Annotated in this window: 9 protein-coding genes and 1 tRNA gene; 6 read left to right on the top strand and 4 right to left on the bottom strand. The window is 73.4% G+C overall.

From position 1 onward, the window contains the following. The 3 genes from FM110_RS01825 to FM110_RS01815 all read right to left on the bottom strand — a co-directional run. Positions 1-316, bottom strand: a 316-nt coding sequence (locus FM110_RS01825; RefSeq protein ID WP_143276207.1) for a 2-oxoglutarate dehydrogenase E1 subunit family protein, incomplete at its 3' end; no start/stop codon positions are given. Positions 317-532: 216 nt separating this feature from the next. Beyond that, positions 533-1,633: a sensor histidine kinase gene (locus FM110_RS01820; protein ID WP_234991839.1), complete on the bottom strand. Its 1,101-nt coding sequence runs from the start codon at positions 1,631-1,633 to the stop codon at positions 533-535. Next, positions 1,630-2,436, bottom strand: coding sequence for a response regulator transcription factor (locus FM110_RS01815; protein ID WP_087102109.1), 807 nt, complete (start codon positions 2,434-2,436; stop codon positions 1,630-1,632). The genes FM110_RS01820 and FM110_RS01815 overlap by 4 nt, the downstream gene beginning before the upstream one ends. 397 nt (positions 2,437-2,833) lie before the next feature. Here FM110_RS01815 and FM110_RS01810 point away from each other — a divergent pair, with 397 nt between their 5' ends. The 5 genes from FM110_RS01810 to FM110_RS01790 all read left to right on the top strand — a co-directional run bounded on the left by FM110_RS01810 (position 2,834) and on the right by FM110_RS01790 (position 7,682). Beyond that, positions 2,834-4,171, top strand: a complete 1,338-nt coding sequence (locus tag FM110_RS01810) for a hemolysin family protein (protein WP_087102107.1) — start codon at positions 2,834-2,836, stop codon at positions 4,169-4,171. Continuing rightward, positions 4,164-5,216, top strand: a complete 1,053-nt coding sequence (locus FM110_RS01805; RefSeq protein ID WP_087102105.1) for a hemolysin family protein — start codon at positions 4,164-4,166, stop codon at positions 5,214-5,216. The genes FM110_RS01810 and FM110_RS01805 overlap by 8 nt, the downstream gene beginning before the upstream one ends. A 325-nt stretch (positions 5,217-5,541) precedes the next feature. Continuing rightward, positions 5,542-6,402 (top strand): M23 family metallopeptidase, encoded by an 861-nt coding sequence (locus FM110_RS01800; protein ID WP_234991838.1) that lies wholly within the window; start codon positions 5,542-5,544, stop codon positions 6,400-6,402. Continuing rightward, the gene (gene tsaD, locus FM110_RS01795) at positions 6,402-7,475 is read left to right on the top strand and encodes a tRNA (adenosine(37)-N6)-threonylcarbamoyltransferase complex transferase subunit TsaD (RefSeq protein WP_087102103.1); all 1,074 of its coding nucleotides are present in this window, start codon (positions 6,402-6,404) and stop codon (positions 7,473-7,475) included. Before FM110_RS01800 ends, tsaD begins: the two co-directional genes overlap by 1 nt. Positions 7,476-7,609: 134 nt before the next feature. Continuing rightward, positions 7,610-7,682, top strand: a tRNA-Arg gene (locus FM110_RS01790). A 226-nt stretch (positions 7,683-7,908) separates the two neighbouring features. Here the strand turns inward: FM110_RS01790 and FM110_RS01785 are convergent. After that, a complete protein-coding gene (locus FM110_RS01785; protein ID WP_087102101.1) occupies positions 7,909-10,164 on the bottom strand; it encodes a bifunctional alpha,alpha-trehalose-phosphate synthase (UDP-forming)/trehalose-phosphatase in 2,256 nt (751 codons plus the stop codon). Positions 10,165-10,584: 420 nt separating this feature from the next. On the opposite strand from FM110_RS01785, the gene lysA reads away from it, so the two are divergent. Continuing rightward, the gene (gene lysA, locus FM110_RS01780; RefSeq protein WP_087102099.1) at positions 10,585-12,000 is read left to right on the top strand and encodes a diaminopimelate decarboxylase; all 1,416 of its coding nucleotides are present in this window, start codon (positions 10,585-10,587) and stop codon (positions 11,998-12,000) included. Positions 12,001-12,252: the final 252 nt, after the last annotated feature.

Below are 12,252 nucleotides of genomic sequence, written 5' to 3'. Positions count from 1 at the left end.
CGGCATCTGGGGCGGTCTGGGCGGGGGATCCGGCGGTCGATCCCGGAGAGCTCTGGGCGACGGAGGTCCGCGCGGGGGCGGTCGCGACCTCGGCGTCGGCGGCGGGAGCGTTCCCGGCGGCGCTCTCGGGCGCTCGCTCGGAAGCGGTCGCCTCGGCCGTGCGAGGGCTCGCCTCGACGGTGGCGGGGCCGGCCTCGGCGGTTCCGGAACTGGTGGGGGCGGCAGGCGGCTCAGGGGCCCGCGTGCGGAAGTAGTCGGCCCAGGAGGGGTCCACGCTCGCAGGGTCCTTCGACCACTGCTCGCGGAGCTCGTCCACGAGCCACTGGTTCGCGCCGAATTCGGCGTCGCGTCCCTGGTTGTCTTGTACCGGTGTCGTCTGTGACACGCTCGAATCGCCAGCCTTCTGGGGTCGAGTGGGTGGGGGCGGGGACAACACTAGCCGAGCGCGGCGCGTCGGGGACGAGGCGGGCGGCGGCGCGCCCGCCACGGCCGAGCGCAGGGGTGCGGCGCCATCAGGCTGTCTGCGGACCAGTCACGCGGTCCGCGGAGCGCCAGGCGCTGCCGGCCGACGAGGCAGCGTCACCCGTATCGTCGAGGAGCGCCCGGCGGGGCCGTCGGGGCGCTCGTCGTCGACCACCTCGATGGTCCCGCCGTGCAGCGTGACGGCCCAGCGGGCGATGGCGAGGCCGAGGCCCGTGCCGCCCGACCCGTCCGGACGGCCGCCTCGCTCGAAGCGCTCGAACACCCGGCCGCGGTCGGCCAGCGCGATCCCCGGACCCTCGTCGCGCACCTCGAGCACCACGTCGTCCCCACCCTCGGGCGCTCGGGCCGTCAGGCGGATCCGGCCGCCCGGCGGGGAGTGCCGCGAGGCGTTGTCCAGGAGGTTCGCGATCACCTGGTGGATCCGCTCGGGATCCGCATCGACCGCGAGGTCGGGAGGCGTCACATCGATCGTCCAGTGCACGTCGCGCTCGTGCGCCCGCGCGGCCAGCGACGCCGCGTCGACCACCTCGTGGAGGAACGGCGTCAATGCGATGGGCTGGACGTCCAGGCGGATCACTCCGGCATCCAGGCGCGACAGGTCCAGCAGATGGTCCACCAGGCGGGACAGGCGCTCCGTCTCCGACAGCGCGACCTGGAGGGCGGCCGGATCGGCCTCGGTGACGCCGTCGACGAGGTTCTCCAGCTGACCGCGCAGGGCCGCGACGGGCGTGCGCAGCTCATGGGACACGTTGGCCACCAGGTCGCGCCGCATCCGATCGGTCTCCTCGAGGTCCCGCGCCATGACCGTGAAGGCCCGGGCGAGCTGGCCGACCTCGTCGCGCGAGGTGGCCGTGATCCGCTGGGAGTAGTCGCCCCGGGCCATCGCGCGCGCCGCCCGGGTCATCTCCCGCAGCGGCGAGGTCATGCCGCGGGCCAGGATCTGCGTGACGACGAGCGCGACGAGGACGATCGCCGGGATCGTGACAAGGGGGTGCAGGCCCGAGCGGACGCCCACCCACGCCAGCGCGGCCGCGACCGTGACCGAGACGGCCACGAGCACCCCGAGCTTGACCTTGAACGAGGGCAGACCGCCGAGCGGGCGGATCGCCGGGAACTCGCCGGTCGGGGAGGAGCCCTCGCGGCGGCTCACGGTGCGCTGTCCGTCCCGTCCCCGCTGGCCCCGTCCCCGCTCGTCGCGCCCCCGCTCGTCCCGTCGGGCCCGGGCGGGACCTCGAGGGCGTAACCGACGCCGTGCACGGTGCGCACGAGGTCGGGCCCGAGCTTGCGGCGCAGCGCCTTGACATGGGAGTCGACGGTCCGGGTCCCGGTCGCATCGACCCAGTCCCAGACATCGGCCAGGAGCTGCTCGCGCGTGAGCACCGTGCCCGGAGCCTGGGCCAGGCACAGCAGGAGGTCGAACTCCGTGGGCGTGAGATGCGCCGGACTCCCAGCGCGCGTGACGCGGCGGCTCGCCCGATCGATCACGAGGTCCCCGAGCTCGAGCGCCGCGGGCACACCGGGATCGGCCGCGGCCGGGGCGCGGCGCACGCGACGCAGCAGCGCCTTGAGACGGGCGACGAGCTCGCGCATCGAGAACGGCTTGGTCATGTAATCGTCCGCGCCGACGCCGAGGCCCACCAGCATGTCGGTCTCGTCATCGCGCGCGGTCAGCATGAGCACCGGCACCGGCTCGTCGTGCTGGATGCGCCGGCACACCTCGAGGCCGTCGAACCCCGGGAGCATCACGTCCAGGACCACCACGTCCGGGTGCACCCGGCGCACCGTCTCGACCCCGCTCGCGCCGTCGCCGGCGATGCTCACGCTCCAGCCCTCCGCGGACAGGCGGTCGGCGATCGCCCGGGCGATCGTGGGCTCGTCCTCGACGACCACAACGCGCGTGGGCACGGCGGGCTCCGACGTCGGACCGGGATCGGGGCGCACGGAGTTCGTCATGGCGTCACTGTAACGGCGGGGACCGACGGCCGGAGGGCTGCTCCCGGTGCCTCCGCGGGGTCTTCACGACATGTCCTCACCGCCGTGCGCGCGCCGTCGGGTCGCGCCGACCCGCGGCGCCTGATCGGACCGTGGTGCTCGGTCGCCCGCGGCATCCGATCGGGCCTCGGCTCGGAGATGGTGTTCCGTTCCGGCCCGGGGCCGGGTCGGTGCCTTCCTCCCCGCCTCCTGGACGTCACCTGGAGGGGGAGCGGAGCAGCCCGTAGAATCCCTGCATCATGACCGACGCGCCAGGACCGAGTACCGGTGCGCGCATCCGCCGGGCCCACGCCCCCGCGATGCGCGCCGACGCCCCGAGGCGGACCCACGCCCCCACACGGATGAGCGGCCCCCTCCGATGACCTTCCTCCTGCTGGGCCTCGGCATCCTGCTGACGCTCGGGACGGCCCTGTTCGTGGCCTCGGAGTTCTCCCTCGTCGCCCTCGACCGCCACACGGTCGAGCGCGCCCGCGACGCGGGGGACCGCAAGGCCGAGGGAGTGCTCTCCGCGCTCACCCACCTGTCCACCAACCTCTCCGGCGCCCAGGTCGGGATCACGATCACCACGCTCCTCTTCGGCTTCGCCGTCCAGGACCCGCTGGCGAGCCTGCTGGCCCCGCTCGCCTCCGCCGCCGGACTGCCCGCAGGCGTCGCGACCCCGGTGGCGGTCGTCGCGGCGATGGTGATCGCCTACGCCTTCTCGATGCTGTTCGGGGAGCTCGTGCCCAAGAACCTCGCGATCGCCGATCCGATGCGGACCGCGCGCGTGGTGGCGCCGCTCCAGCACGCCTTCACGATGCTGTTCCGGCCGCTGATCGCGGTCTTCAACTCGACCGCGAACGCCCTGCTGCGCCTGGTCAACATCGAGCCCCAGGAGGAGCTGTCGGCCGCGCGGTCGCCCGCCGAGCTCGAGTACCTCGTGCGCCACAGCGCCCAGGCGGGAACCCTCGACCGCGGCACCGCGATCCTGCTCAGCCGCACCCTGAAGCTGGCCGACCGCGAGGCCGGCGACGTCATGACCCACCGCGGAGCGATGGTGGCCGTGGACGCCCAGGACAGCGCGCAGGACGTGCTCGAGCTCTCCCGCACCACCGGCCACTCCCGCTTCCCCGTGATCGACGGCAGCGAGGACGACGTGATCGGCGTCGTGCAGGTGCGCCAGGCCGTCTCGATCCCGCGCGCCGAGCGCGCCGCGACCGTCGTCCGCTCCCTGGTGTCCGAGGTGCCGCGCGTGCCCGAGACGGTGGGCCTGGACTCCCTGCTGCTGGAGCTGCGCGACAGCGGCGCCCAGCTCGCCGTCGTCGTCGACGAGTACGGCGGCACCGCCGGCATCGTCACCCTCGAGGACGTCATCGAGGAGATCGTCGGCGAGGTCAGCGATGAGCACGACGACGGGGAGCCCGAGCGCTTCGCGGGCAGCGGCGACCAGTGGACGGTCTCGGGGCTCATGCGGCCCGACGAGATCCGCCGGGAGCTGCGGGTGATCGTCCCGGAGTCCTCCGACTACGACACCCTGGGCGGCTACGTGATGGACGTCCTGCGTCGCGTCCCCGCGGCAGGGGACGCCTTCGACCGCGACGGACTGCGCGTCGAGGTCCTGGAGATGGACGGGCGGCGCGTCGACCAGGTGCGACTGGCGGTCCTGGACGATGCCGCGCGCGCCGACGACGAGGAGAAGGAGGCCGACGATGAGTGACACCGCCGCTCTCCTCCTGGGCCTGGCGATGCTCGCGGGCAATGCGTTCTTCGTCGCGGCCGAGTTCGCGGTCATGTCGGCGCGGCGCAGCCAGCTCGAGCCGCTCGTGGCGGCGGGCCGTCCCGGCGCCCGCACGGCGCTGTGGGCGATCGAGCACGTGTCGATGATGCTCGCCGCCGCGCAGTTCGGCGTGACGGTCTGCTCGGTCACGCTGGGCGCCGTCGCGGAGCCCGCGATCGCGCACTACCTCGAGCCCCTGTTCCACGCCGTCGGCGTGCCCGAGGCCGCGGTCCATCCGGTCGCGTTCACGATCGCCCTGCTCATCGCCTCCTACCTGCACGTGGTGCTGGGCGAGATGGTGCCCAAGAACATCTCGATCGCCCTGCCCGTCGGCTCGGTGATCCTGCTGGCGACGCCGCTCGTCATCATCGCGCGCGCCCTCACGCCGGTGATCTGGCTGCTGAACTCCTTCGCCAACGCGCTGATCCGCGTGCTGGGGATGCAGCCCCGCGACGAGGTCGGCTCCGACTTCACGGCCGAGGACATCGCCGCGATCGTCGACGAGTCGCGCCGCGAGGGCCTGCTGGACGACGATCAGGGCCTGCTGCAGGGCGCGATCCAGTTCTCCGAGCGCCTCGCGCGCGACGTCATGGTGCCGATGGACGAGGTCGTGACCGTCACGTACGACGTGTCGCCCGCGCAGATCGAGCAGCTCGTGGCCCGCACCGGGTACAGCCGCATCGGCGTGCGCAACGACGCGGGGGATCTCGTCGGCTACATCCACCTCAAGGACGTCCTGCTGGGCCCCGACGCCCCGGACTCCGCCTACGACGAGCCGATCCATCCCGGGATCGTCCGCGCGGTCGTCTCGGTCGCGGACGACGACGACGTCGAGGAGGTCCTGCGCGCCATGCAGTACAACGGCGCGCACATGGCCCGGGTCGACTCGCCCGCCGCGCGCTCCGTCGGCGCGGTCTTCCTCGAGGACGTGCTCGAGGAGCTGGTGGGCGAGGTCAAGGACGTCATGCAGCGCCACGGGGTCTGATCCGCCCCCGCGTCCTCTCGGGGCCCGCGTCCTTTCGGGGCCCGCGTCCTCTCGGGGCCCGCGTCCTCTCGGGGCCCGCGCCGATCGAAGGACGGCGGTGCCGGAGCCCCGCGGCACTGTGGGCCGGATCACGGCGGAGCCGCGGTGAACGTCAAGGGAATTTCCCGTGTCCACGGTGGTCGGCAAAGAACCGGCAAACCCTGCACATCGTCGGATCCGATGCCCTCCGGCGTGCGTAGCGTCTACCCGTCGGCCCCCGTCACGCCCTTCCCCCTCGGTGTCCCGGTCGGCACCAGCGGAGAACGAGAGCGGAAGCAGGAGAGACGTGGCGAACCATCGCGCGACCGGCAGGGCACAGATGCGACCCCTGGCGCCCTCGGGCCGCGGCACCCACCGCGACGCCGCCGTCGTCACCGCGAGCGTCGCCAAGGTCGGCGTCCTCGGGGCGCTCGCGACCGCGACCATCGCGGTCCCCCTCGCGTCCGCCACCTCGGGCCAGGTCGGTGACCTCGCCGCCCTCTCGATGCCCGTCGCCCCGGCCCAGGCCGCCGCCCCGGCTGAGCCCGAGGCGGCTGTCTCCGTCCCCGAGGTCCGCAGCGTGGCCATCCCGGCGACGGCCGTCGACGCCGCCGAGGCTCCGGGCTCGGGAGTCTCCGCCCCCGCGGATCTCACGGTGAAGGCCGCCCCGGTCGTCCAGGACGCCTCGGCCACCGGCTCCGATGCCGAGGGCGAGGAGGCGACCGCAGCCGAGGGCTCCGGTCAGGACGCCTCGAGCGAGGACGCCGCCCCCGTCGCCTCCGGCGGCTACATCCGCCCCGTCAACGCCCCGGTGACCTCGAACTACGGCTGGCGCATCCACCCGACCCTGCACTACCGCAAGCTCCACGACGGCATGGACTTCGGGGCGGCCTGCGGCACCCCGGTCAAGGCCGCCGCCTCCGGCACGGTCGTCAAGGCCGAGTACGCGGGCTCCTCCGGCAAGCGGCTCGAGATCGACCACGGCAACGGCGTCGTGACCGGCTACTTCCACCTGCAGTCCTTCGACGCGAAGGTCGGCGACACCGTCTCCCAGGGCGAGGTCATCGGCGAGGTCGGCTCCACCGGCCGCTCCACCGGCTGCCACCTGCACTTCGCCAAGATGGACGAGTCGGGCGGCTACTCCAACCCGAACAGCCTCTTCCGCTGATGTCGGAGAGCGCACGTCCCGCCGTCGTCCTCGGGGTCGAGTCTTCGTGCGACGAGACCGGCTTCGGCATCGTCAGCGAGGGTCGCCTGCTGGGGCAGGGCCTCGCCTCGAGCGCCGCGCAGCATGCGGAGTTCGGGGGCGTAGTCCCCGAGATCGCCGCCCGCGCGCACCTGGACGCAGCCGCCCCGACGCTGCGCCTGGCCCTCGCGGACGCGGGCGTCGAGCTGGGCGACATCACGCACGTCGCCGCCACGAGCGGTCCGGGCCTGGCGACCGCCGTCCACGTCGGGCTCGCCGCCGCCAAGTCGATCGCCTGGGCGCTCGACGTCCCGCTGTACGGCGTGCACCACCTGGCGGGCCACGCCGCCGCCGACACCCTCGCCCACGGGCCGCTGCCGGAGGAGTCGATCATCCTCATCGTCTCCGGCGGCCACACCTCGATCCTCCACGTGCGCGACCTGGTGCGCGACCCGATCGAGCACCTCGGCGACACCCTCGACGACGCCGCCGGCGAGGCCTTCGACAAGGTCGCCCGCCTGCTGGGCCTCGGCTACCCGGGCGGCCCCGCGATCTCCCGCGCCGCGCTCGAGGGCGACCCGACCGCCTTCTCGTTCCCGCGCGCGATGCTCCGACCGGGCGACGCCCCGTACACCTTCTCCTTCTCGGGCCTGAAGACCGCGGTCGCCCGCACCGTCGAGTCCCTCGAGCGGGCGGGGGAGCCCGTGCCCGTCGCGGACATCGCCGCTTCGTTCGAGCAGGCCGTCGTGGACGTGCTCGTGACCAAGTCCCTGCGCGCGGTGCAGGCCAAGTGCCTGTCGACGCTCGTGATCGTCGGCGGCGTCGCCGCCAATGCGCGGCTGCGCGCCGTCGCCCAGGAGCGCTGCGACGCGGCGGGCGTCGAGCTGCGGATCCCGCCGATGTCCCTGTGCACCGACAACGGCGCCATGATCGCGGCCGTCGGCGATCTGCTCGTGCGCTCCGGCGCCGGCCCCAGCTCGCTGGGCTTCGCCGCGGACCCCTCGGCCGTCCTCCATGGCGCGCAGCTGCCGCTGCCGGAGGGCTTCGCCGCCTGAGTCGGGAACACGTCGCACCGCGCCGGACGGTCCGACGGCACCGTCGTGGTGCAGTGTGACCTCCGCCTCACCGCTCGGACCAGCCTGGGCTGTGTCCGGTCCCCGGGTCGCGCGTTGCTAGACTGTCCCAGCACGCCCGCGTAGCTCAGTGGATAGAGCGTCTGCCTCCGGAGCAGAAGGTCGTAGGTTCGAATCCTGTCGCGGGCACTGATTGTCATGAGTCGCGTCATCGTTCACGAACGGTGGCGCGATTCGTGCGAGATGCACTTTTCGAGCCACTTCTGTGGCTCGTTTCCGGGTTCCCGAGAGCCGATCTGGTTCGTTTCGACGATCTCGCCGGATTCCGGACGCGGCACCAGCCCCCTCCTGGCCGATGCGGTCGCCGCATCCCCGCATCTGCCCGGTTCTCGGGAGATGCGGGGCCGCGGTGCCCTCAGCCCTCGCCGCGGCGCAGCGCGAGCAGGCGCTCGAGCACCGCGGTGACCTCCTCGGGGGAGTCGACGCGGAAGGTCGCGGCGGTGTCGCCCGCGCCCACCTTGATGCCCAGGTCGTGATCGCCCAGGCGCTCGAAGGCGGACTCGTCGGTCACGTCATCGCCGAGGTACAGCCAGGCGTCCGCGGCGCAGGCGCGGGCGAGCGTCGCGATGGCCTCCCCCTTGGAGGAGTCGACCACGGAGAACTCGACCACCTCCTTGCCGGGGGTCACCTTCACGTCCGGCAGGCTGCGGGCGTACTCGAGGGCGGCCTCGGTGGCGTTGATGCGGCCGCGCCCGCGGGCGCGGCGCGTGTGCAGCACCGCGGAGGCCGGCTTGACCTCGACCTCGGCACCCGGGTGCTTGGTCGCGATCTGCTCGAGGGTCGCGGTGATCGACTCCAGCAGGCGCTGATCGTCCTCGTCCATCCGCAGGGCGTCGCCATCGAGGGTCCCGGCGTCCATGTCGTGGGGGAGGGCGCCCACCTCCGCGCCGTGGCTGCCCACCAGCACCACCGACAGCGGCATGCCGGTGCGGGCGTCGAGGTCCTCGAGCGCGCGGCCCGAGACGAGGGCCACGTTCACGCCCTCGGACTCGGCGAGCTCGCGCAGGGCCGACAGCGCCTGAGGGTCGGCCGCCGCGGCATCGCGGTCGGCGACGATCGGGGCGAGGACGCCGTCGAAGTCGGAGGCCACGAGGATCCGGGGCGTGGAGGCGAACGACGTGAGCGCCGCATCGAGCTGGGCGGCCGACGGGGCCGATCCCTGGGCCAGGCGCACGAGGGGCGCCGCGGCGGGCTCATCGGGACGCCCCTTCGCCTCGAGCTCGCCGAGGAAGGACTGGGCCCAGCCCTGCACGTCGTTGTCCAGCACCTGGCGGCGCAGGGACTGCATGGCGGTGCGCTGCTCGTCCTCGGGCATCGCGAGGGCGTGCAGGATCGCCGTCTTGAGCTCGTCGATGTCGTGGGGGTTGACGAGGATCGCAGCGCGCAGCTCATCGGCCGCACCCGCGAACTCCGAGAGCACGAGCACCCCCTGCTCGTCGGGGCGGGAGGCCACGTACTCCTTGGCCACGAGGTTCATGCCGTCGCGCAGCGCGGTCACGAGCACCACGTCGGCCGCGCGGTACAGGGCGGTCATCTCCCGCCGGTCGAAGGAGCGGTGCATGTAGGAGATCGCGGGACGCCCGATCGGGGCGAAGTCGCCGTTGATGCGCCCCACGGTCAGCTCGACCTCGTCGCGTAGCTGCCTGTAGGCGTCGACGCGCTCGCGGGAGGGGGTGGCGACCTGCACGAGGATCGCATCGTGGGGGTCGATCGCGCCGTCGTTGAGCAGCTCGCCCCAGGCCTTGAGGCGGTGGCGGATGCCCTTGGTGTAGTCGAGCCGGTCGACGCCGACGACCACCTTCTTGGGGTCGCCGAGCTCGCGGCGCAGCTCGCGCGCCCGCTCGATCACCTCGGGGTCCTCGGCCAGCGCCGAGACGGCCTGGGTGTCGATCGAGATGGGGAACGCCCGGGCGGTGACCGTGCGGGCGGGCTCCGAGCCGATGCCGGGGACCGTGATGTCGTGATGGGAGTGCGCATGCCCCAGCAGCTGGCGCACGCAGGTCAGGAAGTTCAGGGCGTCGCGCTCGCGCTGGAAGCCCACGAGGTCCGCGCCGAGCAGGCCGCGCAACACCTGGTTGCGCTTGGGCAGCTGGGCGAACAGCTCGAAGGGCGGGAACGGGATGTGGTTGAAGAAGCCGATGCGCAGGTCGGGGCGCTGGGTGCGGATCATCGTCGGGACCAGCTGCAGCTGGTAGTCGTGCACCCACACGGTCGCGCCGGGGGAGGCGACCTGCGCCGCGGCGGTCGCGAAGCGCTCGTTGACCTCGCGGTAGGTGTCCCACCAGGTGCGGTGGAAGACGGGGTCGGCGATCACGTCGTGGTACAGCGGCCACAGGGTCCCGTTGGAGAAGCCCTCGTAGTAGGCGCGGACCTCCTCGGCCGACAGATCCACCGGGTACAGCTGCATCCCGTCGGCCTCGAAGGGCTCCGGGGCCTCGCCCGGGGAACCGGCCCAGCCGACCCAGGCGCCCGAGTCGACGCCGCGCATCACCGACTCCATCGCGGTGACGAGCCCGCCCGGGCTGGTCACCCATCGGACGCTCCCGTCCGGCTCGGTGTGCGCGTCCACGGGCAGGCGGTTGGCGACGACGACGAGATCGTGCGTGGGCATGACGGGGCCTCCGGTTCTGGTCGGGTTCCGCTCGTCACGATACCCACCGCCGCAGTGCCTCTCCAGGGCCGTCGACCGTCCGGAAGGTGACGACCTGCTGGCCAGCGGGCCACGGAGCGGTGGGACGGGCGGTGGGCCCGACCACGGGGAGGCGGCCCCGGTCGCGAGACGACGGGCCCGGCCGACGGGCGACGGGCCCGGCCGATGGGCCCGGCCACGGGGTCGCGGGCGAGCGGCACCGCAGGGTCGCGAGGAGAGCGGGGAGGCGCGGGGGAGTCGAGCGGCGGCGGGGAGCCTGCCCGGCCCCCGGACGCGGCCCGAGGCGGCACCGGCATCCGCGTACCCTGGACGGGCCCCGGCCCGGCGAGCCGTCGACGGGGCTCCCGATCCCTGTCGCCCCCACCCGCGAGGAGACGTGCCATGCGCGCCCATGAGGCCGGAGCACTCCACGGCAACGACGCGAGCCCCAGCTGGCTCCCGTACCCTGCCGACGTCAACGCCCTGCTGCCCGGACTGTGGTCCCAGACCACGCGGCGCGGCGCCGACGGCGCCCTCGAGGTGGGCGGGGTGAGCGTCGCCGATATCGCCCGCGAGGTGGGCACACCCGCGATGATCCTCGACGAGGCCGACTTCCGCGCCCGCGCCCGGCGCTTCCGCGACGCGTTCGCCGAGGCCTTCCGCCCCCTGGCCGGCGCCGACATCTACTACGCCGGCAAGTCGTTCCTCTGCGGGGCCGTCGCGCGCTGGGTCGACGAGGACGGCCTGGGGCTCGATGTGTGCACGGGCGGGGAGCTCGCCGTCGCGCTGCGCGCCGGCTTCCCCGCCGAGCGCCTCGCGATGCACGGCAACAACAAGTCCGAGGCGGAGATCCGCCGGGCGCTGCAGGCCGGCGTCGGGCGCCTGGTCATCGACTCCCTCGACGAGATCGAGCAGGTCTCCGCCATCGCCGCGGACCTCGGCGTGCGGGCCCGCGTCATGCTGCGCATCACCACCGGGGTGGAGGCCCACACCCACGAGTTCATCGCGACGGCCCACGAGGACCAGAAGTTCGGGATCTCCCTGTCCGCGGGAGACGCCCTCGAGGCCGTGCGCCGCACCCTGGCCGCCTCGTCGTCGCTCGAGCTGGTGGGCCTGCACTCGCACATCGGCTCCCAGATCTTCGACGTGGGCGGCTTCGAGGTCGCCGCGCGGCGCGTCCTCGGCCTCGTCCGCGAGGTGCGCGACGAGCTGGGCCACGAGATCGCCCACCTCGACCTCGGCGGCGGCTTCGGCGTCATGTACAACACGCAGCACACGCCCAAGAGCCCCGAGGAGCTCGCGACCGGCATCTCCTCGATCGTCGAGAAGGAGTGCCACGAGCTGGACCTGACGGTCCCGCGGGTCGCCTTCGAGCCCGGCCGTGCGATCGCCGGCCCGTCGACGCAGACCCTCTACGGCGTCGGCACCGTCAAGGATGTCGCGCTCGGCGGCCCCCACCATCGCCTGTACGTGTCCGTCGACGGCGGCATGAGCGACAACATCCGCACCGCGCTGTACGACGCCGACTACTCGTGCCTGCTCGCCGGTCGCGTGTCCGACGTGGTCCCGGCGGTCGTTCGCGTCGTCGGCAAGCACTGCGAGAGCGGCGACATCGTCGTCAAGGACGAGTACCTGCCCGCGGACGTCCACCGCGGCGACCTCATCTCCGTGCCCGTGACCGGCGCGTACTGCTACTCGCTGGCCTCCAACTACAACCATGTCCCGCGGCCGCCCGTTGTCGCCGTGCGCGACGGCGAGCTCCGCACGATCGTCCGGCGCGAGACCGAGGACGATCTGCTCGCGCTCGACGTCGGCTGAGCCCCGCCGCGAGACGGCGGCGGGGCGGACCCCGGTCCGGCGCGCGCTGTCCATACCCCGTCACGGCGCGACGGCGATCACGGCGACTCGGCTAGCCTCGGTCTGTGCCCGTGCGGAGCGCCGCGCGCTCGCGGGCCACGACCGTCCGCGGCGAGGATCCTCGCCGCTCCGCCGCTGCCCCCTGGGAAGGACCCCGTGCCCATGAGCACCACCGCCCCCCACGCAGTCTCTTATACACATCAGACGCAGCCG

This window comes from Brachybacterium nesterenkovii (assembly GCF_900163655.1).
GTDB lineage: Bacteria > Actinomycetota > Actinomycetes > Actinomycetales > Dermabacteraceae > Brachybacterium > Brachybacterium nesterenkovii.
This window is presented reverse-complemented; position numbering and strand designations above follow the sequence as displayed.